Source organism: Inquilinus sp. YAF38 (assembly GCF_052113205.1).
GTDB lineage: Bacteria > Pseudomonadota > Alphaproteobacteria > DSM-16000 > Inquilinaceae > Inquilinus.
The window spans coordinates 38,642-63,244 of the sequence record NZ_JBFRCU010000038.1 but is presented as its reverse complement, the minus strand read 5'-3'; the positions used below and the strand labels follow the sequence as shown (position 1 = coordinate 63,244).

Here is a 24,603-nt window from a genome sequence, read left to right as displayed (position 1 = left end):
CAAGTCGTGCGCACCCACTGGACCATCGAGAACCAGCTCCATTGGACCCTCGACGTCGTCTTCGACGAGGACGATGCCCGCACCCGCAAGAACAACGGCCCGGAGAACCTGGCCATCATCCGCCGGCTCGCCCACAACATCTTGCGGGCCCATCCCCTCGACAAACCCCTCGCCAGCAAAATGCGCCGCGCAAAATGGAGCAAAGAATTCTTCTTCGAACTCTTTACATACATGCGATAGCCCTGCCGCGAGGGGAGGGGGAGAGTAGAAGGGGCGGATCGGCTCGAACGGCCGTTCCGCTTCAGGCCGTCGCGGCGCGTCGGGCCCACAGGTCGCGCCCGGCCAGGATCGCGCCGCCGACGATCAGGGCGCAGGCGGCGCCGACCGACAGGGTCAGGGCGCCCTGACCGAAGGCGAGCAGCAGCAGGGTCGACAGCAGCGGCGCGGCATAGGCGAAGGCGCCCAGCGCCCGGATGTCGCCGCGCTTCACGCCATGGTCCCAGACGAAGAAGGCCAGGCCGACCGGCCCCAGGCCCAGCCCCGCCACCGCCGCCCAGCCGGCGGCGTCCGGCACCACCGTCCGCTCCAGCGCCAGATGACACAGCAGGGACAGCAGGGCGGTGCCGCCGCAGAACCAGCCGACCGTCTCGGTCGGCACCGCCCCGATCCGCCGGCTCAGCACCGAATAGCCGGCCCAGATCATCGCCGACAGCACCGCGGCGCCATAGCCCAGCGCGAAGCGCGGGTCGAAGGCCACCCCGCGTCCTCCGATCAGGACCACGACGCCGAGCAGCCCCAGCGCCGCCCCGGCGACATGCCACCAGCGCAGCCGCTCGCCCGGCAGCAAAGCGGAGAACAGCACGATCAGCAGCGGCCAGGCGTAGTTGATCAGGTTGGCCTCGACCGGCGGCGCCAGGCGCAGCGCCATGAAGAAGACGAGGTGATAGCCGAACAGCCCGCCGATGCCGAGCAGCCAGACCGCCGGCCGCTGCCGGGCCGCTTCCAGCGGCGATCGGCCTTGCAGCAGCATCCAGCCGAGCCCGATCAGGAAGGCGACGGCGAAGGCCATGCCGGTCAGCTGGAATGGCGGGATCGCGCTGGCCCAGGTGGCCAGCAGGGCCAGCGTCGCCCACATCAGCACGGCGGTGCCGCCGATAAGCGTGGCCCGCCGGACGGCGGCAAGGTCGGGGGACATCGGAATTTGGTCTCTGCTCACATTGTCATGCCCGGTCTCGACCCGGGCATCCAGAGTCTGTCGACAGCTTCTGGATCGCCGGGTCAAGCCCGGCGATGACAGGTTGGTGGGGCGGAACCCTATTGCTGCAGCCCTGGATACGCCCACAGCCCGGAGGTCCGCATCAGGTCGCGATAGACCACCAGCCGCTCGTCCGGGCTGACCTTCGCCGCCTCCTCCAGCGACGGCGCGTCCAGCGCGATCGCCGGCACCACGGCGAGATCCAGCCCGTACTGGGCCAGGGCCTCCTCGACCACCACCCGCGCCCGGCGCATGTGGCTGGCGCTGGTCACCAGGATCGCCGCGTCGCCGCCGTGGCGCTTGATCAGCGAGGCCGCGTTCAGCCCGTTGCCGACCGTGTCCTTGGCCTTGTCCTCGCCGATGATGCGGTCGCGGTCGACGCCCTTCTCGACCAGCCAGCGGGTCATCAGGTCGGCCTCGGTCACCCCGGCCTGGGGCTGGCCGCCGGTGACGATCAGCCGGGCCGTCGGGTTGGTGTTGGCCGCGCGCAGGGCGACGTCCAGCCGGTCCAGCAGCGTCTGCTGCATGGTGCCGTCCTTGGCCAGGGCATAGCCCAGCACCAGGATCACCGGCTTGCCCGGCAGCGCCGGGACCGTGGTGGTCGGGGGGTCGGCCAGGATCGCCTCGGTGCGGGCGAAGCGGGCGCGGTACCGTTCGGCCAGGGGTCGGTCCAGCCCGGCCAGCGCGATGTCGGCCAGCGCCGTGGCATCGGCGTCGCCGCGCACCCGGGCCAGCGCCGCCAGCCAGGCATAGGCGTCGGTGGCGCGCGGGTCGTGCCGGGTGATCTCCTGATAGGTCGCCTCGGCCTCGGGGATCTTCTTCTGGATGATCTGGGTGGAGGCGACGGCGTAGCGGAAGTCCAGCCGCTCGGGCGCCAGGGTCGAAGCCTCGGTGAACGCCTGCTCGACCACGTCGTAGCGGCCGTGCAAGGTGATGCCCTTGAACACCTCCGCCTCGGCCTTCTTCACGTCGCCGCCGGACCAGTAGTACTGCATGCCGGTCTCGACCAGGGTCTTGATCCGGGCCTCGGTGGCGTCGTCATAGGCCAGGGCCGGTGCGGCCAGCGCACCCAGCAGGGCCAGGCCGCAGGCGATGCGGCGGATCGTGCGTGTCTGTGTCATGAAGCCCCTCCGTTGTCCGGTTCATACGCTAGATTCGCGGGCTGGAGAATCGCCCATGACCGATGACAGTGTTCGCATCCGCCCCTGGCGGCCGGAGGACCGGGCCCTCGGCTTGGCTCTGTTCGACAGCAACGTGCCGCGTTACTTCGCGGCGCAGGAGCGGCAGGATTTCATCGACTTCATCGACTTCATCGACGGCCTGCCCGGCCCGTATTTCATTCTGGAGGATGCGGCGGGAGAGGCGGTGGGCTGCGGCGGCTACGCGGCGGCCGAGGGCGATGCCTCGGTGGCGGTGCTGTGCTGGGGCTTGGTGCGCGGCGACCGGCATCGGGCCGGTCTGGGCACGGTGCTGCTGACCGGACGGCTCGACCGCATCGCCGCCGACCCGGCCTTCCGCTCGGTGGCGATCGAGACGACCCAGCACAGCCGCGGCTTCTTCGCCCGCCACGGCTTCGTCCAGACCCGGCAGGTGCCGGACGGCTTCGCCCCCGGCATGGACCTGGTGGAGATGACGCTGGATTTGGACGGGTACCGGCGGTCGCGGTCCGCCTAGGGCTTCAGCAGGAACACCACATAGCCGCGGAACCAGGGGCTGGCGGCCAGGCTGTCCGGCGCCTCCCACTCGCCGTCCTGCACCAGCCCGATCTTGAAGGGCAGGGTCAGCCGGGCGATGCGCGGCAGGTAGGCGCGGTAGCCCGGGATGGTGCGGCGGCCTTGATAGGTCTGCACCACCACCTCGTCGACCACGCCCTGAAGCTGGTTGATCGCCTCCGGGTCGGCGTTGCTGCCCCAATCCATCAGCCCGGTGATGCTCAGCCGGTATTCGGGCGGCAGCTGCGCCCGCAGGTCGCGCAGGAAGCTCGCATACTCCTGCAGGTGGCGGGTGCGGGCGTCGAAGTCGATCTGGATGCCGACCACCGGGTTGCCGGCCTGCTTCCAGCGCCGGCCCTGGGCCAGGATGGTGGGCAGGATCTGCGGCGGCCAGCGCAGCGTGTGGGCGCGATAGGCCAGCCAGACCTCGCCCTGGCGCAGCCGCGGCACGGCGATGCCCTGGGCGATCATCCGCGCCGGGCCGGCGCCGCCCCGGGACGGCGGATCGATCTGGCCCTGCAGGATGTACAGCGTCCGGGCCTGGGCCAGCACCGCCGGCGGTTCCACCCCCGCCCACAGCCAGAAGGAATCATGCTCCGTGGCGTCGACGGTGGCGCCGGCCGGCCCCGCCGCCGCCAGCAGCAGCGCCACGGCCAGGAGCGCCAGGCGCCGCATGGTCACCAATAGTATCGGAGATCCTTCGCCCAGACCGTGTTGCCATAGCGCGACTTCAGCGTCTGGAACCACTGCTTGCGCTGATTCTGCGGGATCTCCTGCGGGCCGCAGCCATTGCTCTGGCTCGGGGCGAAGCAGTTGATGGCGCGGTACAGCGCATAGGCGCGGTCGGTCCGGCCGGCCTTGCCGTCGGCCATCACCTTCATATAGCCGTCCAGCCGGGAATAGGTCTTGCCCGGGAACTGGCTGGCGGTGCCGCCCAGCTGCTGCCCGTCCGGCTGGGTGTCCAGGGCATAGAAGTCCAGCCCGTTGCGCAGCACGAACTCGCCCAGGCAATTCAGCCCCTGCGGGTTCTCCGGGCTCTTCTGCAGCGTCGCCGCGATCTCCCGGATCGACGGGCAGGTGTAGTCGGATTCGGCCGTGGCGCCGTCCCAGTGGAACAGGGTCAGGGACTGGTCCCAGGGCACCGACGGGTCCTCCGGCAGCGGATCGGGCAAGAGGGCCAGATCGGCGCCGAAGCCGCGGTAATGGCCGCGCATCAGGTCCTTGTACAGCAGCGTGAACAGGGCGGTGCGGCGCTCTTCCTCGGTCGCATCCGTCGCCTTGGCCTGCTGGCGCAGCAGTGCCGGATCGGCCAGGTTGCGCAGTAGGATGCGGCGGATCTCCGGGGTCTTGACCGGCGATCCCGGCTCGAACACCGTCGCCAGCTTGCCGTCGCGCTCGTAGTTCATGGCCAGCGCCAGCTCCAGCTGGGCCCGCTGCAGCGGCTTGGCCAGCGGGATCAGCCGCAGCCACAGCGTCTGCGCCCCGGCCCAGTCGCCCTTGGCCTCCAGCGCGAAGCCACGCAGGGTCTGGCGGCTGAACTCGAGGAAGCTCATGGCGCCGGTCGGCACCGTGTCCGGCAGGCTCTTCAGCGTCTCGTCGGGCGACTGGGCGACGTAGAACTGGTAGGCGGCCACCAGATAGGCGTGCAGGTCCGGCCGGTCGGCGAAGCGCGGCTTCTGCTGCTCCAGCGTGTCCAGGCCGATGATCGGGCCGCCGTCGCCGGCGACGTCGACGCCCTTGTCGCGCATCACCATCAGGTCCATCACCGCCAGCAGCGTCGGATCGGTGACATCCGCGCTGCGCTTCGACACCAGCAGCTTGTTGTCGGTCTCCTGCACCAGCGCGTCGAGCGCCGCGGCATCGGCCGGGGTCTTGCCCAGCAGCCCGGCATAGGCGGCGGCCAGCCGGGTCGGGTCGTCGCCCAGCCAGTACACCCGGCGCAGCAGGCCGCGGGCCGAGGCGGTGTAGAGGCCGCTCGGATAGGCCTGGAGATAGGCCTCGAACGCCTTCTCCGACTCCGCCAGCACGGTGCGGTCGACATTCTCCAGCTTGGGATAGCCCATCTCGTCGAAGGCGTTCTGCTGCGCCTGGTTCAGCAGGGTGCGCGCCTCCAGGTAGCGCGCCGTCTCCTGCAGCCAGGGCTGGGCGCTGCCGTCCAGCGCCTTGAACGTCGCGGTCGCCTGCGGGAAGTCGCCGGCATAGAAGGCGACCGCGCCCTGCAGGTAGCCGGCGAACTGCTTGCCCGGGGCCGACTGCACATCGGCCGGCACCAGGCTGGCCCGCTGCGCCTCGTCCCAGCTGCAGCCGCCCAGCATGGCCAGCCGCGCCCGCGCCAGGGACAGCCGTTCGGCCGCGGGCAGATCGGTGCTGCCGACCAGCTGCTGCAGGAAGGCGCGGGCCGCGGCGTCGTCATTGCTGGCGCAGCGGCTGCCCTCGCCGGTGGCGAACAGGTTGGCGCTGCTGTCGGTGGCGGCCGAGCTCACCGCCTCTGGCGGCACGCCGATCTTTTGGGCCAACTCGGCCACCGCGGCGCGGTCGGGGTCGCCGGCCGGGGCGGGCGGGGTCTCGACCACGACCGCGTCGCCACTGCCGGCGGGGGCCTCCGCCGGCGCGTCCTCCTGCGGGCCCAGCCGGTCGAGCGGGAACGGCACCAGCGCGTAGCCCATCTCGCGGTCGTAGTCCGACGGCGGCCCCTCGGGCATCGGCGCCAGCCCCTGGTCGGCCAGCAGCAGGCGCAGATTGACCCGGCTGTCATTGGCCGGGCTCAGGAAGGGCAGGTTGTTGCAGCCGTCGAGACCGTCCTGCTTCAGCGACCACGTCACCGAGCAGCCGAAATCGCCGCTCGCCTGGGCCGCCTGGATGCCGACGCCGCTCAGCAGCAGCACCATCGGAAGCAAACCGCGCCGGATCGTCATGCCTGTCTCGCCCCATCGTGACCGTGGGAATCGTCTCCGCCGGTCGTATCAGATCGCCCGCCCGGCCGACAGGCCCGATCCTGTCCGCGGCACGCGGCGGAATCTTGGCCGGGGCAAGGCGATCTCAGATCCCGCCCGCCACCTTCAGCACCGTGGCGGTGGTGTAGCGCGCCGCGTCGGACAGCAGCCAGGCGACCGCCTCGGCGATCTCCTCCGGCTCGCCCGGGCGGCCGGCGGGGATCCGGGCGGTCACCCGCTCCAGCCGGCCCGGCGCGTGGATCCCGGTCCGGATCATGCCCGGCGCCACGGCATTGACCCGGATGCCTTCGGCCGCCAGCTCGCGCCCCAGGCCGATGGTGAAGCTCTCGATCGCGCCCTTGGTCGCGGCGTAATGGACGTATTCACCCGGGCTGCCGGTCTGCGCCGCGATCGAGGACAGGCTGACGATCGTGCCCTTTGTCCCCGCGGCGCGGAAGCGGCGCACCGCCTCCCGCGCGCACAGGATCGGGCCGACCAGATTGACGTCGACGACTTGGCGCAATGTCTCTGTTTCCAGGTCTGCCAGCACGCCGTTGCGGCCAGTGATGCCGGCATTGTTGACCAAGCCCCGCACCGGCCCGAAGGCGGCCTCGGCGCGGTCGAACAGCGCCCGGATCTCGTTCTCGCGCGACATGTCGGCGGGCAGGGCGATCGCCCGGCCGCCAGCGGCCGCGATCTCCGCCGCCACCGCCTCGGCCGCGGCGGCATCGGCGCGGTAGTTGACGCAGACCGCCCAGCCGTCCCGCGCCGCCCGGCGGGCGATGGCGGCGCCGATGCCGCGGCCGCCGCCGGTGACGATCAGCAGGCTCACAGCGACAGCAGCCTTTCGGCGAAATCGGCGATCGGTGCGCCGTCGACCATCAGCCCGGCCGGCACCGAGAAATGGCCCTGCGGCCGGACATGGACCTGCGCCTCCGGCACGCCCCAGCGCTTGGCGATGGCCTGGCCGCCGGCGAAGGGGGTGACGTCGTCCTTGCTGCCCAGCACCATGAAGACGTTGCCGGTGTCCATCTTCGGCCGCTCGACCGGGTCGGTCAGCGGCCGCCAGCGGCTCAGCGACGCCTCGGTCCAGCCGGCCGCGGTCAGGGCGCGGTCCAGCCCGAAGGCGCGGGCGAAGGAGCCGCCGAGCGCGATCTCCTCGATCCCCTCCGAGGTGGTGAACAGCAGCAGCGCATCCGGCCGGCAGTCCGCCGGCCATCCGCCGCAATGGGTGGCCGCCAGTTGCGCCGTCAGGGCGCCGAAGCTGATGCCGGTCCAGCCCACCGCCCCGATACTGGTCTGCCGGGCCCACCGGGTCAGGATGCCGACCTCGCGCACCGCCGCCGACAGGTGGTCGAGCGCGCCGAGCGGCGTCGACGCCACCATCGGCTCGCCGGCATAGGATCCGGGGCGCTTGCGCCGGCCATGCCAGGGAGCCTCGACCAGCACCACGCGCAGGCCGCGCCGGACCAGGGATTCGATTTCCGTCAGCGGGCCGCGCAGATGGTCCGGCTCCATGCAGACGCCGTGCAGATGCACCACGGTGGGCGGGTTCACCACATTGGCCGGGGTGAACACGCGGGCCCAGCAGGCGCTGTCCACCGCCGGCTCCGGCGACGGGAAGGTCAGCCAGTGGTCGGTGCCCAGCTCGCTCGGCAGCCGCCGGGTCTCGGCGATCGCCGGCAGCAGCTCGGGCAAGCGGTAGGCGTTCTCCGGATCGGCCCGCCGGGCGCCGTGCCGGGCCTCGACCTCGGCCTCGGTCGGGATCGCCCAGCGGCAGGCCGGGATCTTGCGGTTGTTGCCGAACAGGGCGAAGCGCAGCCGGCTGGTGGTCAGGGCCGAGGCGGCATCGAGCCGCGCCTCCTCCGCCGCCACCGCATCGGCCAGGGGCGCGGTGGTGGAGAACAGCAGGCGCTGCCACTCGGCCTCGGCCTGGCGGTGCTGCTCGGTCAGGCGGGCGACGTCGCGCAGGGTGCGGCCCAGCCAGACCGGCCGCTTGCCCAGGGCGTCGGGCGGCACGTCCAGCTCGGCGCAGAAGCGGCGCAGGTCGCCTTCCGACGCGATCGCCGCCGCCAGGCTGCGCGACGCCGGCAGGAACCAGCCGCGAAGCAGGGCCAGCGACATGCCGTCGAACCAGGGCCGCGCCACCAGCCGGCCCAGCGGCGTGCGCATCAGCCGCATCAGGTCGGGCCGCGGCTTCAGCCGCACCGGGCCGGGGCTGCGCCGGCGCTGCGCCCGCTGCCGGGCCGACAGGTGCAGCACCCGCCGCAGTTCCGGCCATTCGATCAGATCGTCGGCTTCCTGCAGCGTCGCCCAGCGCGCCTGGGCGGCGTCGTCGCCGGCCACCGGCTCGCCGGACCGCCACTCGGCCTCGACATCGATGATGGTGTAATGCCACTCGACGTCGCCCGCGGCGTCGCGGTGGATCGAATCGACCGCAGTGACGATGCCGATCGCCTCGGCCTCCACCCCCGCCTCCTCGCGGGTCTCGCGCAGCGCCGCCTCGAACAGGGTCTCGCCCAGCTCCTGGCTGCCGCCCGGGATGCTCCACTGCCCGGCCTGGGGCGCCTTGCCGCGCTGGATCAGCAGCAGCCGGTCGTCGCGCCAGACCACGGCGCCGACCCCGATCTTCGGCCGATCCATCTGGGGAGGCATACGGGTGTCCTGCGGCATCGGCCTACTGGAACGCCACTTCGGCGAAGCTGCGCAGCTTGCGGCTGTGCAACTGCTCCAGCCCCAGCTCGCGCAGCCGCTCCATGGCCCGGATGCCGATCTGCAGGTGCTGGCCGACCTGCTGCTTGTAGAAGGCGTCGGCCATGCCCGGCAGCTTCAGCTCGCCATGCAGCGGCTTGTCGGAGACGCAGAGCAGCGTGCCGTAGGGCACCCTGAAGCGGAAGCCGTTGGCGGCGATGGTCGCGCTCTCCATGTCCAGCGCGATCGCCCGGCTCTGGCTGAAGCGCTGCACCGGCTCGCTGTAGTCGCGCAGCTCCCAGTTGCGGTTGTCGATGGTGGCGACCGTGCCGGTGCGCATCACGCTCTTCAGGCCGTAGCCGCTGAGGCCGGTGATCTCGCCGACCGCGCGCTCCAGCGCCACCTGGATCTCGGCCAGCGCCGGCACCGGCACCCAGACCGGCAGGTCGGCGTCCAGCACATGGTCCTCTCGGACATAGCCATGGGCCAGGACGTAGTCGCCCAGCTTCTGGGTGTTCCGCAGGCCGGCGCAATGGCCCAGCATGATCCAGGCATGCGGCCGCAGCACCGCGATGTGGTCGGTGATGGTCTTGGCGTTGGACGGGCCGACGCCGATATTGACCATGGTGATGCCGGAATGGTCCGGCCGGGTCAGGTGATAGGCCGGCATCTGCGGCAGCCGCGCCGCCGGGGTGCCGCGGGCCCGGCCGCCGGGCATGGTGATGCGGTCGCCCGGCTCGATGAAGGCGTCGTAGCCGCCGCCGTCGCCCTGCATCAGCCCATAGGCGATGCGGATGAACTCGTCGATGTAGAACTGATAGTTCGTGTACAGGACGAAGTTCTGGAAATGCTCGCAGCCGGTGGCGGTGTAGTGCTTCAGCCGGAACAGCGAGTAGTCCGCCCGCGGCGCCGTGAACAAGGCCAGCGGATGCGGCTCGCCCGGCCGGATCAGGGCGGTGCCGTTGACGATGCTGTCGTCCATCATCGCCAGGTCGGGCAGGTCGAACACCGCCCGCATGTGCAGCATGCGCTCGCGGGTCAGGTCGCCCTCGACATGCATGCCGTCCGGGAAGGCGAAGTGGATCGGAATCGGCGTGTCGCTGACCCCGACCTCGACCGGCACATGGTGGTTCTGGATGATCTGGCCGATCTGCTCGGTCAGGTAGCGGTGGAACAGCGACGGCCGCGTGATGGTGCTGGTGAAGGTGCCCGGCCGGTCGACGAAGCCATAGGCCAGGCGGGTATCGGCCCGGCTGAAATCCTGCACCGTGACCGACAGGTAGGGATAGCACGCGCGCACCCGGCTCGCCGGCTCCTCGCCACGGGAATAGGCGCGGAAAGCGTCGCGCAGCAGGCCGGTGTTGGCGTCGTAGATCGCGTGCAGCCGGGCCACCGCCTCGGCCGCGTCGTGGAACTGCTTGGGAGCGAAGGTCTGAGGGGTCTTGCTCATGACTCGACTCCCATCAGCGACCGGCCGAACTGCTCGGGGTCGAAGGGCCGCAGGTCGTCGATGCTCTCGCCGACGCCGATCGCGTGCACCGGCAGGCCGAAGCGCTCGGCCAGCGCCACCAGCACGCCGCCGCGGGCGCTGCCGTCCAGCTTGGTCAGGATCAGGCCCGTCACCGAGACCAGCTCGCGGAACACCTCGACCTGGTTGTGCGCGTTCTGGCCGGTGGTGGAATCCAGCACCAGCAGCACGTCGTGCGGCGCCGTCGGGTCGATCTTCTTCAGCACACGGATGATCTTGGCCAGCTCGGCCATCAGATTGTCCTTGTTCTGCAGCCGGCCGGCGGTGTCGATCAGCAGCACGTCGCGCCCCTCGGCCTTCGCCCGGGTCAGCGCGTCGAAGGACAGGCCGGCGGCGTCGGCGCCCGGGTTGGCGGTGACCACGGGGCAGCCGGAGCGCTCGCCCCAGACCTGCAGCTGATGCACCGCGGCGGCGCGGAAGGTGTCGCCGGCCGCGATCATCACCGACCGGCCCTCCTCGCGCCACTGCTTGGCCAGCTTGCCGATGGTGGTGGTCTTGCCGGTGCCGTTGACCCCGACCACCAGCACCACCTGCGGCTTGCGCCCTGGCGACAGGGTCAGCGGCTTCGCCACCGGGCGCAGGATCTGCGCCACATGGTCGGCCAGGGCGCGCCGCACCTCATCGTCCGATACCTCCTTGCCGAAGCGGGTGCGGGACAGCTCGGCGGTCAGCTTGGCGGCGGTGGCCGGGCCGAGATCGGCCTGGATCAGCAGCTCCTCAAGCTCCTCCAGCGTCGCATCGTCCAGCTTGCGCTTGGTGAAGATGCTGCTGATGCCTTCGCTCAGCTTGGCGGAGGAGCGCGACAGCCCCTCCTTCAGTCGGGTGAACCACCCTTTTTTCGGCGCCCCTGCGCCGCCGTCATTCATCTGTTCTGTCATGGCCGCTTCTTAACACGCCGCATGTGACCTCCGTAAGTCGGCGCCGCGCGGGTCAGGGCCGCCGGATGCGAAGGGCGTCGACGCGCCGCGGCAGGGCTGCGCTACTTCCGGAGACAGTGATTCATAGTAAACTAAGCTCAGTGGACTAACCTACGGAGGTCGGCATGCAGATCTACAATATCCACGCTGCCAAGACGCATCTCTCCCGGTTGGTCGAACAGGCCGCCAAAGGTGAGTCCTTTGTCATTGCCAAGGGCGGCAAGCCGATGGTGAAGGTTGTCGCGATCGACGCTCCGGCTCCACGCCAGGTCAAGCGCCTGGGTTTCTTGGCCGGGCAGATCAGGGTTCCCGCCGATTTCGATCGTATGTATGAGGACGAGATCGCGGCCCTGTTCTACGGCAAGGAATGAAGTATCTGCTGGATACGCATCTCCTGCTCTGGGCCGCGGACTTCTCCGGGGCGGTCCAGCGGGTTGGCGGACTGCCGGCCGCCGCGGTGGCGCTGATCAGCGATCCGGTAAATGAGATGATCTTCAGCGCCGTCAGCATCTGGGAGGTGGCGATCAAAACGGGCCGGGGTCGAACTGACTTTGCGGTCGATCCCCAATTGTTACGGCGCGGCCTCCTGGACAACGGCTACACGGAATTGCAAGTCACCGGCGCGCATGCCGCAGCCGTCATCGGGCTGCCCGATCATCACCGAGATCCGTTCGATCGGCTTCTCATGGCCCAGACGACAGTCGAGGGCATAACTCTGCTGACGGCAGACGCCAAGCTGGCTGCATATCCCGGTCCGGTGCTGCGCGTTTAGCGAGGCGCGACAGCAGGCGGCAGCGAAAAGGGCTTGCAACCGGCCCGCCTCCGGGACTGAAATGGCGACATCGGCTGGGGTGCCCACCGTTACGGCGGGCTGAGATCATACCCATCGAACCTGACCTGGATCATGCCAGCGGAGGGAGCCTGAGATGACCGGCGTTCCGATTCCGTCTTTTTTGCAGGCCGAGTCCTTCGGCCCGACGCCGTTGCGCGGCGCACGACCTCGCGTCGCGATCATCGGTGCCGGGGTCAACGGCCTGGCCATCGGCTGGCGCCTGGCCCGCGCCGGCTGCCCGGTCGATGTCTATGACCGCGGGCCGGTCGGGCGCGAGGCCAGCTGGGCCGCCGCCGGCATGCTCGCCGCCGGGCTCGAGGCCGAGCCGGGGGAGGAGGCGCTGTTCGGCCTGTGCCGCCACGCCCAGGAGCAGTGGCCCGGCTTTGCCCGCGAGGTCGAGGCGGCGTCCGATCTGCCGATCGGCTATCGCAACGAGGGCACACTGGCCGTGGCCCTGACTCGCGATGACGCGGCCGAGCTGCGCTTCTCCGCCGATTACCAGAGCAAGCTGGGCATCGAGCTGCGCTGGCTGACCGGCGCCGAGCTGCTGCAGCGAGAGCCGATGCTGCGCCCGGGCCTCGCCGCCGCCGTGCACAGCCCGGCCGACCACCAAGTCGACAACCGCTGGCTGGTGCCGGCCCTGGTGGAGGCGCTGCGCCGCGCCGGCGGCGGGCTGCACGACCACGCGGAGGTCGAGGCCGTGATCACCGATTGCGGCCGGGCCGCCGGCGTGATGGTCGCTGGCGAGGCGCGGCCGGCCGATGTCGTGGTGCTGGCCGCCGGCGCCTGGTCGGGTGGCATCCCCGGCATCCCGCGCGAGGCGCTGCCGCCGGTGCGGCCGGTGAAGGGCCAGATGCTGGCGCTGCAGATGGACCCGGCGGCGCCGCTGCTGCGCCATGTGCTGTGGGCCGGCAAGGCCTATTTGGTGCCGCGGCTCGACGGCAGGCTGATCATCGGCGCCACGGTGGAGGAGCGCGGCTTCGACACCACCGTCACCGCCGGCGGCATGCTGTCGCTGCTTGACGCCGCCTGGCGGGCGCTGCCGGGGATCGAGGAACTGCCGGTGATCGAGAGCTGGGCCGGGCTGCGCCCCGGCAGCCGCGACGACGCACCGGTGCTCGGCCCTTCGGCGATCGAGGGGCTGGTCCTCGCCACCGGCCATCACCGCAACGGCATCCTCCTGCTGCCGGCGACGGTCGAGGCCATCGCCGGCACCGTCCTCGACGGCAGGCTGCCGGAGGCGGCGGAGCCGTTCCGCATCGACCGCTTCACCCGCATCGCGGAGGCCGCGCAATGAGCGTGCCGGGGAGCGTGAATGTGAACGGAGAGACCGAACCGGCGGCCGGAGTCAGCGTGCTCGACCTGCTGCTGGCCAAGGGCATCGACCCGGCGGCGCGCGGCACCGCCGTGGCGCTCAACGACGCCGTGCTGCCGCGGGCCCGCTGGCCGGAGCGTCGCCTTGCGGCCGGTGATCGGGTCGAGATCGTCCGCCCGTTCCAGGGCGGCTGAGGAGTACAGGCCATGCAAGACCCCTTCATCATCGCCGGCGTGGCGCTGCGCTCACGCCTGTTCATTGGCTCCGCCGGCTATGCCAACCGGCAGCTGATGCTGGACTCGATCGAGGCCTCGGGGGCCGAGGTCGTCACCGCCTCGATCCGCCGGATCAGCCTCGAAGGCTATGCCGAAAGCCTGGTCGACCTGATCGGCGACCGCTGGCGCCTCTTGCCCAACACCGCCGGCTGCATGACCAGGCGGGATGCGATCCTGACCGCCCAGCTGGCGCGTGAGGCGCTGGGCACCAATTGGCTGAAGCTCGAGCTGATCGGCGACCGCGAGACCCAGTACCCGGATGTCGCCCAGCTGGTCGAGGCGGCGGCGGAGCTGGTGCGCGACGGCTTCGTGGTGCTGCCCTATTGCAACGACGACCTCGTCACCTGCATGCGCCTGGCCGATGCCGGCTGCGCCGCGGTGATGCCGCTCGGCTCGCCGATCGGCTCCGGCCTCGGCATCTCCAACCCGCATGCGATCGAGATGATCTGCAGCCGGCTGCAGGTGCCGGTGGTGCTGGATGCCGGCATCGGCACCGCCTCGGACGCGGCGCTGGCGATGGAGCTCGGCTGCTCCGCCGTGCTGCTGTCGACCGCCGTGGCCAAGGCACGCGACCCGGTGCGCATGGCCCGGGCCATGGCCGCAGGGGTCGAGGGCGGGCGCCTGGCCTCCCGCGCCGGCCGAATCCCGAAGCGCCGGCTAGCCGACCCCTCCAGCCCGCAGCTCGGCCTGATCGGCACGTGATGGGCTCATGACCCGCCTGCCGTCGCCGCCGCTGCTGCTGATCACCGATCGGTGCCAGGCGGCGCGGCCGGTCGAAGGCGTGGTGGCGGACGCGCTGGCCGCAGGCTGCCGCTGGGTCAGCCTGCGCGAGAAGGACCTGCCGGCGGCGGAACGCCTGGCCCTGCTGCGGCGGCTGGTCGCCCTGGGCCGGCCGGCCGGGGCAATCGTCACCGTCCATGCCGATCCGGAGGCGGCGTCCGAGGCCGACGGACTGCACCTCGCCGCCGGCGGCGACCTGGACGCGGCCCGGCAACGGCTCGGACCCGCGGCTCTGATTGGCATCTCCTGCCATTCGGGTGGCGAGGTCGATGCGGCCATCGCCGCCGGGACCGACTACGTCACCCTCGGCCCGCTGGCGCCGACCGCCAGCAAGCCGGGCTATGAGCCGACCCTGTCCCTGGCCGAGGCGGGAGCGATTGCGCAACGGCATCCCGGCCAGGTGATCGCGCTCGGTGGGGTCGGGCCCGACCTGCTGCCSGGCCTGATGGCCGGCGGCTTCGCCGGCGCCGCCGTGATGGGCGGGGTGATGCGGGCCGGCGATCCCATCGCCACGATCCGCGAGCACCTCACGGCGCTCGGCGCCGGCCGAGCCTGATCGGGTCGCCGGCCGCGAGACCCGTTCGGCGTGCTATAGGTCGGGACCGGATGGGAACCCCGCTTCCATGAAGCTGCGACCGCTGCGCGTCCTGGAATTCGTCCTGATCACGGTCCCCGGGCTGGTCGGGCTGGTCTTCGCCCTGCGCGCCGCCGGCCCGCTGATCGATCTTGTCCAGGCCGAGCTGGGCCGGACGCCGGAGGCGCAGGAGGTCGAGGCCACGCTGACCGCCTGGACCCGGGCCGGGACCTCGCCCGGGCAGATCGACGCCGAACTCGCCCAGGCCTTCGCCGAGGACGACATCGACGGGGCCGCGGTCTGGCTGAGAGTGGCCGAGATGACGGGCTATCCCGTCAGTCCGGAATGGCGGGCGCGGTATGAGGACGAGACCTCGACGGCGAGCACCGCGGTCCGGGCCACGCGCCAGGCGGTGGCGGGGGCAGTGACCGGGGAGGGCCAGGGCCTCTCCGGCCTGGCCGGCGCCTTCGCCGCCGACATGACCTTCGTCGGCGACCTGCGCGACATCGGCCGCGAGCTCTGGCATTTCGGCAACAGCGAGCCGGTGGACGAGCTGGCGCTGGGCCTGTCGGGCATCGGGCTGACCCTGACCGCGGCAACCTATGGCTCCGGCGGAGCTATGGCCCTGCCGCGCGGCGCGGTGTCGGCCTTCAAGATCGCCCGGCGGACCGGCCGGCTGTCGGCCCGCTTCGCCGAGCGCCTCGGCCGAATGGTCGCCGATGTGGTCGATTTTCCGGCGCTGCGCCGGCAGGTGCGGGAGGCCGGGTGGCGGGACACGATGATGCGGCCCGGTGCGGTCTTCGCCACCGCGATCCGCCGCGACCGGCTGGACGGGCTGGACGAGGCCGTCACCGCCGCCGGCCGGGTCGCCGACCGGGTCGGCCCGGCGCAATCGGTCGAGCTGCTGCGCTATGTCGACGACGTGCCGGACCTGCGGCGCATCGACGAGGTGTCGGCGGTGATGGGAGACCGCACCCTGGCCGTGTTCACGGTGCTGAAGCGGGGCGCGCTGACCACGGTGAAGGCGACGGTCCGCTGGTCGCGGCGCCTCGCCGACCTGACCGCCACCGTGCTGTTCGGCGCGATCAGCCTGGTCTTCGCCCTGGTCTACTGGCTCCGTCTGCTGCTGCTCGGCCTGGTCTACGGCCTGTGGTGGGGCTGCCGCGCCTGCCTCGCCGTCCGACTTTCCTAGGATGGGGATCTCGACAGAGGACCGGAGGCGGTTATAATTTATCCTTAATTCTATTGTGCGATCGTGCTCGGCATTCGGCTCCAGGACCCCTCGGAGCGGACCGGGCCGTTGTTTTGTTCGGTTCATCGCACCTCGTTTCGATACGCAGGATTCGGGAGGACTGGAATTATGGCAATCGCCACACCGCGTTTCGGCACGGCCGGGAACGATACGATGACCGGGGAGATCCTGGTGCCGCAGCCGCCGCCGAACGACCCGGTCATCGACCCCAACTATTGGCAGGACGATCTGCACGGCCTGGGCGGGAACGACACGCTCTCCGGGCTGGGCAATGACGACTGGCTCTATGGCGATGCGGGGACCGATTCGCTGTCCGGCGGCGACGGCAACGACCTCCTGGTCGGGGGCGCCGGGGCGGACAGCCTGAACGGCGGCGCCGGCACCGACACCGCTAGCTATGCCGGCAGCGGTGCCGGGGTGACCGTCGATCTGTCGATCGGCACGGGCGTGGGCGGCGATGCCCAGGGTGACACTCTGACCTCGGTGGAGAACCTGACCGGCAGCTCGATGGGCGATGTGCTGACCGGCACTTCGGATGCCAACGTGCTGGCAGGGGACGCCGGAAACGATGCCCTGAACGGAGGCGGCGGCGACGACACGCTCAATGGCGGTGATGACGCTGATATCCTGACCGGAGGGGACGGCGCCGATATGCTGAATGGCGATGCCGGAGGCGATGTCCTGAACGGCGGGGTCGGTGCCGACACGCTGAATGGTGGCAATGGCGACGATGTCCTGAACGGTGGGCCCGGTGCCGACACGCTGAATGGTGGTGACGGCGACGATGTGCTGAGGCCTGGAACCGGTGATGAGCAAAGGGATTTGAATGGTGGCGCGGGCTCGGACACCGTCAGCTACGACGACAACACCGTGGGGGTATCAGTCAATCTGCTGTATGCCCCCGCTCTCGGCACCCTCACATCCATTGAAAATGTCGATGGCAGCCAGGGAAACGATGTCATCCTCGATGACTACGGCGCCAACATTCTGAACGGCAACGGCGGCGACGATCTGATCATGACCATTGGTGGGGCTGACGCGATCGATGGCGGAGCGGGCCTCGACACCGTCAGCCTCACTTACAGCGGCTCTGGAGTGACGGTCGATCTTCTGAATGGTGTCGGCGAATACGGCCGCACCTATGTCTCGATCGAGAAGGTCATCGGCACCAACTTCGCCGACCTGCTGATCGGCAGCAATGGCGATGATTTTCTGAATGGATCGGGAGGCGCCGATACCCTGCGGGGCGGGGCGGGCGCCGACAGGCTCGACGGCAGCGCCGGCTCGGACACGGCGAGCTACTACACCAGCGCAGCCGCGGTCGCGATCAGCCTGGCGGCCGGCACCGTCACGGGGGGTGACGCGCAAGGCGACATCCTGGTCGGCATCGAGAACCTGACGGGCAGCAACCAAGCCGGCGACAACCTCACCGGCGACAGCAACGCCAACACCCTGCAAGGCTGGGGTGGCAACGACACCCTCCGCGGCGGCGCCGGCGTCGACATCCTGGACGGCGGCGCCGGCCTGGACCTCGTCAGCTATTGGGACAGCGCGGTCGGGGTGAATGTCAGCCTGCTGACCGGCACCGGCACCGGCGGCGACGCCCAGGGTGACACCTTTGTCGCGATCGAGAACGTCAATGGCAGCCAGGGCGCCGACAGCCTGGTCGGCAACAACGGCGTCAACCTGCTGAACGGCTATAACGGCAATGATTCGATCGACGGCGCAGCGGGGCACGACCTGCTCGACGGCGGCGCCGGCAACGATCTGCTCCATGGCGGCAGCGCCATGGACCAGCTGACCGGCGGCGCCGGGGCCGACAGCTTCATCTTCGTCACCACCAGCGAGAGCCCGTCGACCGCGTCGGGCCGCGACCTGATCACCGATTTCAGCCACTCCCAGGGCGACCGGATCGACCTGTCGCTGATCGACGCCAACACCGGGGCGGCCGGGGACCAGGCCTTCACCTATCTCGGCACCGGGTCGTTCACCGGCGTCGCCGGGCAGCTCCACACCTGGACCGACGCCGGCCAGACCATCGTCTCGGGTGACGTCAACGGCGACAAGGTAGCGGATTTCGCCATCGCCCTCACCGGCATCCTGTCACCTGTGGTCGGCGACTTCGTGCTCTGACCCGCGCGGGCGGCTGGCCCTGGGTCAGCCGTCCAGCAGGTCGCGCGACAGGATGCCGGCGAAGCTGGTCTCGGCCGGGCCGGTCATCAGCACATGGCCGTCGCTCTCGCGCCATTCGATCAGCAGCGTGCCGCCGTCCAGCTCGACCCAGGCGGTGCGCTCGGCCAGGCCGCGGCGCACGGCGGCCACGGCGGCGGCGCAGGCGCCGCTGCCGCAGGCCTGGGTGACGCCGACGCCGCGCTCCCACACCCGGTAGCGCAGCCGGTCGCGGGCCAGCATCTGGACCACGCCGATATTGGCCCGCTCGGGGAACAGCGGGTCGTGCTCCAGCACCGGGCCGACGCCGTCGATCTGCACCTTCTCGGCGTCCGGCACGAAGAACACGGCGTGCGGGTTGCCCATCGACACGCCGACCGCATCCGACAGCGCGCCGGACGACACCGGCAGGTGCAGCGTGTCGGCCTCATGCGCCAGCGGGATGTCCTGCCAGCCCAGCCGGGCCGGGCCCATGTCGACGGTGACGCCGCCTTCGGGCGCCTTGCGGCACTCCAGCAGGCCGGTGACCGTCTCCACCACCAGCGTCTCGGCGCCGCCGTCCGCCATCACCAGCGCGGCGACGCAGCGCGTGCCGTTGCCGCAGGCGCCGGATTCGGTGCCGTCGGCATTGAGGATGCGCATGAACACGTCGGCGCCTTCGGTCTGCGCCGGCTCGATCACCAGCAGCTGGTCGAAGCCGACGCCGCGGTGCCGGTCGGCGATGCGCCGCGCCTGGTCGGGCTCGATCGCGATCGGCCGCTCGCGCGCGTCCAGCACCACGAAGTCGTTGCCCAGCCCGTGCATCTTCCAGAACGGCAGCCCGTCCATCGCCTGCTCCCCAGTCTCTCCCGCTCTCATATGGCATCGATCGGCCTCCATGCGCGAGGGCCGAGCCCTGCGTGATCGACAGGGCGAGGGCCGGCGGCTAGCATGGCGGGCGACGGTGCCCCGGGAGACCGGGGTGAAAAAGGGAAGCCGGTGAGCCCTGATCGGGGCAAGGCCGGCGCTGCCCCCGCAACTGTAGGCGGCGAGCCCGCGCCCAAAGCCACCGGCTCATCCGGGAAGGGCGCGCGCGGCGGCGACCTGCGAGCCAGGAGACCTGCCGTCGGATGTGTGCGTGTGACGGGGCGGGGTGTCCCCGGGCGGCGCGTTGGCCTGTCCGGCCGGCTCCCTCCCGCGACCCCCTGCCGAAGGCGGGAGATGCTGTGGTGTCCGATCTGACCGTGCGATCGCTGGTGACCGGCGATGTGCCGATGCTGCTCGACATGCTGCGCGAGCTGGCGGCGTTCACCGGCGACCTGGCGGCGATGACGGCGCAGCGCGCCGATCTCGACGAGGCGCTGGCCGAGGTGCCGCCGCGCTTCCGCGGCCTGATCGCCGAGGACGGCAGCGGCGTGGTCGGCTATCTCAGCTACACCATCGACTACTCGATCTGGACGGGCGGCGATTTCATCCGGATCGACGACGTCTATGTCCGCGAACGGGCACGCGGCCGCGGGGTCGGCCGGCAGCTGATGCGGGCCCTGGCCGATGTCGGCGTATCCCAGGCGATGCGGGTGCGCTGGGAGATGGCGTCGGACAATACCGGTGCCCGCCGGCTCTATGCCGGCATCGGCGCGGCGCCGGAGGACAAGACGATCTGGCGCTGGCCGGTCGCGGCGATGGAAGCCTTCCTCGACCGCAGCGAGCCGCCGCCCTCGACAGCCGAGGGCGCCGTGCCCTCCGAGGCCGGCCGCGGCCTGCCGGGCGAGGACGGCTTCATCCTGGTGCTGCGCCGGGAGAAGGACTGACCGGACGGGCCGCATTGACTCCGCGGTCCCATCCGCCTAAAAGACCGACCGTTGCGGGATCGGCCCGCAGCGAGACCCCAAGGGGTGCCGCCAGTTCGCGAGTGTCGCGCACTGGCGCTTTTCCGTTTGGGGTCACGGGATTGTTTGTGCCACGGGATTCGGGGCGATCATGTTCGAAGGTCTGAGCGGCCGTCTCGGCGACATCTTCGACCGGCTTCGCAAGCGCGGCGCGCTGTCGGAGGCCGATGTCGGCGCCGCCTTGCGCGAGGTGCGCGTGGCGCTGCTCGAGGCCGATGTCGCCCTGCCGGTGGTCAAGGACTTCGTCGACAAGGCGCGCGAGCGCGCGGTCGGGGCGGAGGTGCTGCGCTCGGTCACCCCCGGCCAGCAGGTCATCAAGATCGTCCATGACTGCCTGATCGAGATGCTGGGCGGCACGCCCGGCGAGGCGCCCGACCTCAACGCCGCGACCCCGATCAACCTGATCGCCGTGCCGCCGGTGCCGGTGCTGATGGTCGGCCTGCAGGGCTCGGGCAAGACCACCACCACCGGCAAGCTCGCCCTGCGCCTGAAGGACCGCGACAACCGCAAGGTCCTGATGGCGTCGCTCGACACGCGGCGCCCGGCCGCGCAGGAGCAGCTGAAGATCCTGGGCGAGCAGATCGGCGTCACCACCCTGCCGATCGTTCCGGGGCAGGAGCCGCTGGCCATCGCCCGCCGCGCCATGGAGCGCGGCCGGCTCGAGGGCTTCGACGTCGTCCTGCTCGACACCGCCGGCCGCCTCGCCATCGACGAGGAACTGATGGCCGAGGTGGTGGCGATCCGCGACGCCACCAAGCCGACCGAGACCCTGCTGGTGGCCGACGCCATGACCGGCCAGGACGCGGTCAACGTCGCCCGCACCTTCCATGAGCGGGTCGGCGTCACCGGCATCGTCCTGACCCGGGTCGACGGCGACAGCCGCGGCGGCGCCGCCCTGTCGATGCGCGCCGTCACCGGCCAGCCGATCAAGCTGATCGGCGTCGGCGAAAAGATGGACGCGCTGGAGCTGTTCCATCCCGACCGCATCGCCAACCGCATCCTCGGCATGGGCGACGTCGTCAGCCTGGTCGAGCGCGCGGCGCAGACGATCGAGAAGGAGGATGCCGAGAAGCTCGCGGCCAAGATCCAGAAGGGCGAGTTCGACCTCGAGGACCTGGCTTCCCAGCTGCGCCAGATGCGCAAGATGGGCGGCTTGCAGGGGCTGATGGGCATGCTGCCCGGCGTCGGCAAGATCAAGGACCAGATGAAGACCGCCGGCATGGACGACAAGATGATCAAGCGGCAGGAGGCGATCATCTCGTCGATGACGCCGGTCGAGCGCCGCAACCCCAAGATCATCCACGCCAAGCGCAAGATCCGCATCGCCGCCGGTTCCGGCAGCACGGTGCAGGATGTGAACAAGCTGCTGAAACAGCATCAGCAGATGGCCGACATGATGAAGCGGATGAAGAAGCTGGGGAAGGCCGGGATGATGCGCGGCATGCCCAAGCTGCCGCCCGGCATGCTGCCGCCCGGCTTCAAGATGTGAGGGGCGGTCCCCGGCCGCCTTTCGTGAGTAACGTTGAGTTTGACCTGAGGAGAGTACCGTAATGTCCGTCAAGATCCGCCTGACCCGCGGCGGCGCCAAGAAGCGCCCGTTCTACTCGATCGTGATCGCCGACACGCGCAGCCCGCGCGACGGCCGCTTCGTCGAGAAGGTCGGCACCTACAACCCGATGCTGGCGAAGGATCATCCGGAGCGCCTGGTGCTGAAGGCCGACCGGATCAAGCATTGGCTGTCGGTCGGCGCCCAGCCGACGGACCGGGTGGCCAAGTTCCTCGGCCAGGCCGAGCTGGCGCCGATGCCGACCTATCCCGAGACGCCGAAGAAGTCGGCGCCGAAGGCGAAGGCCCAGGAGCGCGCCAAGGCTGCGGCCGAAGCCGCGGCCAAGGCCGCCGAGGCTCCGGCCGAGGCCTGATCGGCATAGCCCTAGGTCACTCCTTTTTCCGTCATCCCCGCGAAAGCGGGGATCTCCCGCCGGCCTCTATGCCGATGAGATTCCCGCTTCCGCGGGAATGACGAGGAATGGGAGACGCCGGGGGCGTTTGCCGGTCCATCCAGCATGTCCTCATCCTCCAAAGTCTGCGTCGGCCAGATCACCGGGGCGCACGGCGTCCGCGGCCTGGTGAAGGTCAAGCCCTTCACCGCCGCCCCGGAGGACCTGACCGCCTATGGCCCGGTCTCGGACGAGACCGGGGCGCGGCAGCTCGCCCTGCAGCTGCTGTCCTGGGCCAAGGACCAGTGGATCGCGCGGATCGAGGGCGTCGCCGACCGCGACGCGGCCGACGCGCTGCGCGGGCTGCGGCTCTATGTCGACCGCGCCGCCCTGCCGGAGGCCGAGGAGGACGAGTTCTACCACGCCGACCTGATCGGCCTGGCGGCGGTGCTGGCCGACGGGTCGAGCTTCGGCATGGTCCGCGCCGTGTTCGATTTCGGCGCCGGCGAGATGCTGGAGATCGCGCGGGCTGGAGGCAGCGCCGTGATGGTGCCCTTCACCCGGGCCGCCGTGCCGGTGGTCGACATCGCCGGCTGCCGTGTCGTGATCGATCCGCCGGCCGGCTTGCTGGAGCCGGCGGAGCGGCCGCCGGAAGAGGGTGAGGATGACGACGCGGGGACTGGGGCCTGAGATGCCTTGGACCGCCCGCATCCTGACGCTGTTTCCGGAGATGTTTCCGGGCCCGCTCGGCCAGTCCCTGGCCGGCAGGGCGCTGGCGCGCGGCGACTGGGCGCTGGAATCGGTGGACATTCGCGGCTTCGCGCGCGATAAGCACCGCTCGGTCGACGACGCCCCCTTCGGGGGCGGCGCCGGCATGGTCATGCTTCCCCAGGTTCTGGACGTCGCCGTGCAGGCGGTCCGCCGCCCGGGGGAGCGGCTGATCTATCTGAGCCCCCGTGGCCGGCTGCTCGATCAGGCGCTGGTGCGGGAGCTGGCGGCGGAGCCGGCGATCGTCCTGCTCTGCGGCCGGTACGAGGGGGTCGACCAGCGGCTTCTCGACGCCCAGGGGGCGGAGGAGGTCAGCCTGGGCGATTTCATCCTGTCCGGCGGCGAGATCGCCGCGCTGGCCCTGATCGATGCCGTGGTGCGCTTGCTCCCCGGCGTCATGGGCAACGCGGAGAGCGCCGGGGAGGAGAGTTTCGGGGCCGAGTTCGGGGCGGGTCTCCTGGAGTACCCGCATTACACCCGGCCGGCCCTGTGGACAGGCGCCGACGGCGCATCGCGCGCGGTGCCGGAGATCCTGGTCTCCGGCGATCACGCGAAGGTGCGGCGCTGGCGGCTGGAACAGGCGGAAAGCATCACCCGGGAGCGACGCCCGGACCTCTGGCAGCGATATCTCGCCGTGAACCCCGAAAGGGCCGAAGGCGGCGAGAGCCACGTCCGAAAGCGCCCGGGCCGAGACCGGCGTAGAGACACCAAGGAACAAGAAGGACTAGAGCCATGAACATCATTCAGACGATCGAGCAGGAACAGGTCGACAAGCTGACCGCCGACCGCAAGATCCCGGACTTCCAGCCCGGCGATACGGTCAAGGTCAACGTCAAGGTCATCGAAGGCACGCGCGAGCGCGTCCAGGCCTATGAGGGCGTCTGCATCGGCCGCAAGAATGCCGGCCTGAACAGCCACTTCACCGTCCGCAAGATCAGCTATGGCGAGGGCGTCGAGCGCGTCTTCCCGCTGTACAGCCCGCGCATCGACTCGATCGAGGTCGTCCGCCGCGGCGCCGTCCGCCGCGCCAAGCTGTACTATCTGCGCGACCGCCGCGGCAAGGCCGCGCGCATCACCGAGCGCCGGGACAACAAGCCCCAGGACGCCAAGGCCCAGGCCACCAAGGCCCAGGGCTGATCCTTCTTCGGGATGGACTGGATCGAGGGCCGGCGTACTGCGCCGGCCCTTCTGTGTGAGCGGCTCCATCTTAAGTCGCGTTTCGCACAGGCTAGTCCCGGCCTAGGCTCGATCCGGTCGCAACGGGGGCTGAAGATGGTCGGGTTGCGTTGTCTGCCGCTCTTCGCGATCCTGCTTGCCGGCTCGGCCGCAGCGCAGATGCCGGTGCCGACGGCGGTGTTTCCGTTCGAGCTGGCCGACACCAGCGGCGAGGTCGCCTCGCCCGGCCATGACGCGCGGATCGCCCTGGCCACCGATCAGCTGGCCCGCAAGCTGGAGCAGTCCGGCCGCTACCGGCCGGTCGACCTGACCCCGCTGGCGCCGAAGGTCGCGGCGACGGCGCCTCGCTACAGCTGCGGCGGCTGCTGGCTGGATGTCGCCCGGGAGAGCGGGGCGGAGCTGGCGGTGCTGGCCTCCGTCCACAAGGTCTCGACCCTGATCTCGACCATGGATATCCGGGTCGCCGACCTGCGCACCGGCCAGTACGTCGCCCATGTCCAGGGCCAGATCCGCGGCGACACCGACGCGGCCTGGCTGCGCGGCGTCGACTTCCTGGTCGATGAGCGGCTGCTGCGGCAGTCGCCATGAAAAAAAGGGGCCGGCGCTGGGCCGGCCCCCGCC

The 24,603-nt window shown here is 70.6% G+C and carries 26 protein-coding genes and 2 riboswitches; of the genes, 17 read left to right on the top strand and 9 right to left on the bottom strand.

The window, feature by feature from the left end; translation table 11 throughout:
- A partial coding sequence (locus AB4Z01_RS18435; RefSeq protein ID WP_441690536.1) for an ISAs1 family transposase occupies positions 1-240 on the top strand: 240 nt, incomplete at its 5' end.
- Positions 241-301: 61 nt separating this feature from the next.
- Here AB4Z01_RS18435 and yddG read toward each other — a convergent pair.
- Both yddG and AB4Z01_RS18425 read right to left on the bottom strand, forming a co-directional pair.
- Positions 302-1,195 carry an aromatic amino acid exporter YddG gene (gene yddG / locus AB4Z01_RS18430; RefSeq protein WP_441696001.1) on the bottom strand — a complete coding sequence of 298 codons (894 nt, stop codon included), beginning with the start codon at positions 1,193-1,195 and terminating at the stop codon, positions 302-304.
- Between the two features lie 119 nt (positions 1,196-1,314).
- The gene (locus tag AB4Z01_RS18425; protein WP_441696000.1) at positions 1,315-2,376 is read right to left on the bottom strand and encodes an ElyC/SanA/YdcF family protein; all 1,062 of its coding nucleotides are present in this window, start codon (positions 2,374-2,376) and stop codon (positions 1,315-1,317) included.
- A 55-nt stretch (positions 2,377-2,431) separates the two neighbouring features.
- Here AB4Z01_RS18425 and AB4Z01_RS18420 point away from each other — a divergent pair, with 55 nt between their 5' ends.
- On the top strand, positions 2,432-2,929 hold the full coding sequence (locus AB4Z01_RS18420; RefSeq protein WP_441695999.1) for a GNAT family N-acetyltransferase: 498 nt from the start codon (positions 2,432-2,434) through the stop codon (positions 2,927-2,929).
- On the opposite strand, the gene AB4Z01_RS18415 is transcribed toward AB4Z01_RS18420, so the two are convergent.
- The 6 genes from AB4Z01_RS18415 to ftsY form a co-directional block, all read right to left on the bottom strand.
- Entirely contained in the window at positions 2,926-3,642 is a 717-nt protein-coding gene (locus tag AB4Z01_RS18415) for a DUF3142 domain-containing protein (RefSeq protein ID WP_441696003.1), read from the bottom strand. The two genes, AB4Z01_RS18420 and AB4Z01_RS18415, sit on opposite strands and share 4 nt — an antisense overlap.
- A 2-nt stretch (positions 3,643-3,644) precedes the next feature.
- A complete protein-coding gene (locus AB4Z01_RS18410; protein ID WP_441695998.1) occupies positions 3,645-5,882 on the bottom strand; it encodes a hypothetical protein in 2,238 nt (745 codons plus the stop codon).
- A gap of 124 nt (positions 5,883-6,006) precedes the next feature.
- Complete coding sequence (locus AB4Z01_RS18405) at positions 6,007-6,732, bottom strand: SDR family oxidoreductase (RefSeq protein WP_441695997.1); 726 nt, start codon at positions 6,730-6,732, stop codon at positions 6,007-6,009.
- Positions 6,729-8,555: an NUDIX domain-containing protein gene (locus tag AB4Z01_RS18400; protein ID WP_441695996.1), complete on the bottom strand. Its 1,827-nt coding sequence runs from the start codon at positions 8,553-8,555 to the stop codon at positions 6,729-6,731. The genes AB4Z01_RS18405 and AB4Z01_RS18400 overlap by 4 nt, the downstream gene beginning before the upstream one ends.
- A 22-nt stretch (positions 8,556-8,577) precedes the next feature.
- On the bottom strand, positions 8,578-10,041 hold the full coding sequence (locus AB4Z01_RS18395; RefSeq protein ID WP_441695995.1) for an AMP nucleosidase: 1,464 nt from the start codon (positions 10,039-10,041) through the stop codon (positions 8,578-8,580).
- Positions 10,038-10,997 carry a signal recognition particle-docking protein FtsY gene (gene ftsY / locus AB4Z01_RS18390; RefSeq protein ID WP_441695994.1) on the bottom strand — a complete coding sequence of 320 codons (960 nt, stop codon included), beginning with the start codon at positions 10,995-10,997 and terminating at the stop codon, positions 10,038-10,040. The genes AB4Z01_RS18395 and ftsY overlap by 4 nt, the downstream gene beginning before the upstream one ends.
- Positions 10,998-11,161: 164 nt before the next feature.
- Between ftsY and AB4Z01_RS18385 the strand changes: the two genes are divergently transcribed.
- The 8 genes from AB4Z01_RS18385 to AB4Z01_RS18350 all read left to right on the top strand — a co-directional run bounded on the left by AB4Z01_RS18385 (position 11,162) and on the right by AB4Z01_RS18350 (position 18,197).
- On the top strand, positions 11,162-11,407 hold the full coding sequence (locus tag AB4Z01_RS18385) for a type II toxin-antitoxin system Phd/YefM family antitoxin (protein WP_441695993.1): 246 nt from the start codon (positions 11,162-11,164) through the stop codon (positions 11,405-11,407).
- The gene (locus AB4Z01_RS18380; protein WP_441695992.1) at positions 11,404-11,808 is read left to right on the top strand and encodes a type II toxin-antitoxin system VapC family toxin; all 405 of its coding nucleotides are present in this window, start codon (positions 11,404-11,406) and stop codon (positions 11,806-11,808) included. The genes AB4Z01_RS18385 and AB4Z01_RS18380 overlap by 4 nt, the downstream gene beginning before the upstream one ends.
- Positions 11,809-11,873: 65 nt before the next feature.
- Positions 11,874-11,972, top strand: a riboswitch (TPP riboswitch).
- A complete protein-coding gene (gene thiO, locus AB4Z01_RS18375) occupies positions 11,963-13,165 on the top strand; it encodes a glycine oxidase ThiO (RefSeq protein ID WP_441695991.1) in 1,203 nt (400 codons plus the stop codon). It overlaps the preceding riboswitch by 10 nt.
- Positions 13,166-13,185: 20 nt before the next feature.
- On the top strand, positions 13,186-13,377 hold the full coding sequence (gene thiS / locus AB4Z01_RS18370; RefSeq protein ID WP_441695990.1) for a sulfur carrier protein ThiS: 192 nt from the start codon (positions 13,186-13,188) through the stop codon (positions 13,375-13,377).
- 12 nt (positions 13,378-13,389) lie between these two features.
- The gene (locus tag AB4Z01_RS18365) at positions 13,390-14,160 is read left to right on the top strand and encodes a thiazole synthase (RefSeq protein WP_441695989.1); all 771 of its coding nucleotides are present in this window, start codon (positions 13,390-13,392) and stop codon (positions 14,158-14,160) included.
- Between the two features lie 7 nt (positions 14,161-14,167).
- Positions 14,168-14,794: a thiamine phosphate synthase gene (locus tag AB4Z01_RS18360; RefSeq protein ID WP_441695988.1), complete on the top strand. Its 627-nt coding sequence runs from the start codon at positions 14,168-14,170 to the stop codon at positions 14,792-14,794.
- A gap of 67 nt (positions 14,795-14,861) precedes the next feature.
- Positions 14,862-16,004 (top strand): hypothetical protein, encoded by a 1,143-nt coding sequence (locus AB4Z01_RS18355; RefSeq protein WP_441695987.1) that lies wholly within the window; start codon positions 14,862-14,864, stop codon positions 16,002-16,004.
- Between the two features lie 168 nt (positions 16,005-16,172).
- Positions 16,173-18,197: a calcium-binding protein gene (locus tag AB4Z01_RS18350; RefSeq protein WP_441695986.1), complete on the top strand. Its 2,025-nt coding sequence runs from the start codon at positions 16,173-16,175 to the stop codon at positions 18,195-18,197.
- 24 nt (positions 18,198-18,221) lie between these two features.
- Here AB4Z01_RS18350 and dapF read toward each other — a convergent pair whose 3' ends face one another.
- Complete coding sequence (gene dapF, locus AB4Z01_RS18345) at positions 18,222-19,061, bottom strand: diaminopimelate epimerase (protein WP_441695985.1); 840 nt, start codon at positions 19,059-19,061, stop codon at positions 18,222-18,224.
- A gap of 96 nt (positions 19,062-19,157) precedes the next feature.
- A riboswitch (cobalamin riboswitch) is annotated at positions 19,158-19,354 on the top strand.
- Positions 19,355-19,441: 87 nt separating this feature from the next.
- Between dapF and AB4Z01_RS18340 the strand changes: the two genes are divergently transcribed.
- From AB4Z01_RS18340 to AB4Z01_RS18310, 7 genes are all read left to right on the top strand, one after another.
- On the top strand, positions 19,442-20,023 hold the full coding sequence (locus AB4Z01_RS18340; RefSeq protein WP_441695984.1) for a GNAT family N-acetyltransferase: 582 nt from the start codon (positions 19,442-19,444) through the stop codon (positions 20,021-20,023).
- Between the two features lie 169 nt (positions 20,024-20,192).
- Positions 20,193-21,590 (top strand): signal recognition particle protein, encoded by a 1,398-nt coding sequence (ffh, locus tag AB4Z01_RS18335; RefSeq protein ID WP_441695983.1) that lies wholly within the window; start codon positions 20,193-20,195, stop codon positions 21,588-21,590.
- Positions 21,591-21,651: 61 nt separating this feature from the next.
- Positions 21,652-22,020, top strand: coding sequence for a 30S ribosomal protein S16 (rpsP, locus tag AB4Z01_RS18330; RefSeq protein WP_441695982.1), 369 nt, complete (start codon positions 21,652-21,654; stop codon positions 22,018-22,020).
- Positions 22,021-22,164: 144 nt separating this feature from the next.
- A complete protein-coding gene (gene rimM, locus AB4Z01_RS18325; RefSeq protein ID WP_441695981.1) occupies positions 22,165-22,728 on the top strand; it encodes a ribosome maturation factor RimM in 564 nt (187 codons plus the stop codon).
- Between the two features lies 1 nt (position 22,729).
- Positions 22,730-23,542, top strand: coding sequence for a tRNA (guanosine(37)-N1)-methyltransferase TrmD (trmD, locus tag AB4Z01_RS18320; protein WP_441695980.1), 813 nt, complete (start codon positions 22,730-22,732; stop codon positions 23,540-23,542).
- Positions 23,539-23,943, top strand: a complete 405-nt coding sequence (gene rplS, locus AB4Z01_RS18315; protein WP_441695979.1) for a 50S ribosomal protein L19 — start codon at positions 23,539-23,541, stop codon at positions 23,941-23,943. Before trmD ends, rplS begins: the two co-directional genes overlap by 4 nt.
- A 135-nt stretch (positions 23,944-24,078) precedes the next feature.
- Positions 24,079-24,570 carry a DUF3280 domain-containing protein gene (locus AB4Z01_RS18310; RefSeq protein ID WP_441695978.1) on the top strand — a complete coding sequence of 164 codons (492 nt, stop codon included), beginning with the start codon at positions 24,079-24,081 and terminating at the stop codon, positions 24,568-24,570.
- Positions 24,571-24,603: the final 33 nt, after the last annotated feature.

What these genes read in the sequence shown, in the direction of transcription:
- yddG (WP_441696001.1), bottom strand. Translation starts at nt 1,195, where the DNA reads ATGTCCCCCGACCTTGCCGCCGTCCGGCGGGCCACGCTTATCGGCGGC.
- AB4Z01_RS18425 (WP_441696000.1), bottom strand. Translation starts at nt 2,376, where the DNA reads ATGACACAGACACGCACGATCCGCCGCATCGCCTGCGGCCTGGCCCTG.
- AB4Z01_RS18420 (WP_441695999.1), top strand. Translation starts at nt 2,432, where the DNA reads ATGACCGATGACAGTGTTCGCATCCGCCCCTGGCGGCCGGAGGACCGG.
- AB4Z01_RS18415 (WP_441696003.1), bottom strand. Translation starts at nt 3,642, where the DNA reads ATGCGGCGCCTGGCGCTCCTGGCCGTGGCGCTGCTGCTGGCGGCGGCG.
- AB4Z01_RS18410 (WP_441695998.1), bottom strand. Translation starts at nt 5,882, where the DNA reads ATGACGATCCGGCGCGGTTTGCTTCCGATGGTGCTGCTGCTGAGCGGC.
- AB4Z01_RS18400 (WP_441695996.1), bottom strand. Translation starts at nt 8,555, where the DNA reads ATGCCTCCCCAGATGGATCGGCCGAAGATCGGGGTCGGCGCCGTGGTC.
- AB4Z01_RS18395 (WP_441695995.1), bottom strand. Translation starts at nt 10,041, where the DNA reads ATGAGCAAGACCCCTCAGACCTTCGCTCCCAAGCAGTTCCACGACGCG.
- ftsY (WP_441695994.1), bottom strand. Translation starts at nt 10,997, where the DNA reads ATGACAGAACAGATGAATGACGGCGGCGCAGGGGCGCCGAAAAAAGGG.
- AB4Z01_RS18385 (WP_441695993.1), top strand. Translation starts at nt 11,162, where the DNA reads ATGCAGATCTACAATATCCACGCTGCCAAGACGCATCTCTCCCGGTTG.
- AB4Z01_RS18380 (WP_441695992.1), top strand. Translation starts at nt 11,404, where the DNA reads ATGAAGTATCTGCTGGATACGCATCTCCTGCTCTGGGCCGCGGACTTC.
- thiO (WP_441695991.1), top strand. Translation starts at nt 11,963, where the DNA reads ATGACCGGCGTTCCGATTCCGTCTTTTTTGCAGGCCGAGTCCTTCGGC.
- AB4Z01_RS18365 (WP_441695989.1), top strand. Translation starts at nt 13,390, where the DNA reads ATGCAAGACCCCTTCATCATCGCCGGCGTGGCGCTGCGCTCACGCCTG.
- AB4Z01_RS18355 (WP_441695987.1), top strand. Translation starts at nt 14,862, where the DNA reads ATGAAGCTGCGACCGCTGCGCGTCCTGGAATTCGTCCTGATCACGGTC.
- AB4Z01_RS18350 (WP_441695986.1), top strand. Translation starts at nt 16,173, where the DNA reads ATGGCAATCGCCACACCGCGTTTCGGCACGGCCGGGAACGATACGATG.
- dapF (WP_441695985.1), bottom strand. Translation starts at nt 19,061, where the DNA reads ATGGACGGGCTGCCGTTCTGGAAGATGCACGGGCTGGGCAACGACTTC.
- ffh (WP_441695983.1), top strand. Translation starts at nt 20,193, where the DNA reads ATGTTCGAAGGTCTGAGCGGCCGTCTCGGCGACATCTTCGACCGGCTT.
- rpsP (WP_441695982.1), top strand. Translation starts at nt 21,652, where the DNA reads ATGTCCGTCAAGATCCGCCTGACCCGCGGCGGCGCCAAGAAGCGCCCG.
- rimM (WP_441695981.1), top strand. Translation starts at nt 22,165, where the DNA reads ATGTCCTCATCCTCCAAAGTCTGCGTCGGCCAGATCACCGGGGCGCAC.
- trmD (WP_441695980.1), top strand. Translation starts at nt 22,730, where the DNA reads ATGCCTTGGACCGCCCGCATCCTGACGCTGTTTCCGGAGATGTTTCCG.
- rplS (WP_441695979.1), top strand. Translation starts at nt 23,539, where the DNA reads ATGAACATCATTCAGACGATCGAGCAGGAACAGGTCGACAAGCTGACC.
- AB4Z01_RS18310 (WP_441695978.1), top strand. Translation starts at nt 24,079, where the DNA reads ATGGTCGGGTTGCGTTGTCTGCCGCTCTTCGCGATCCTGCTTGCCGGC.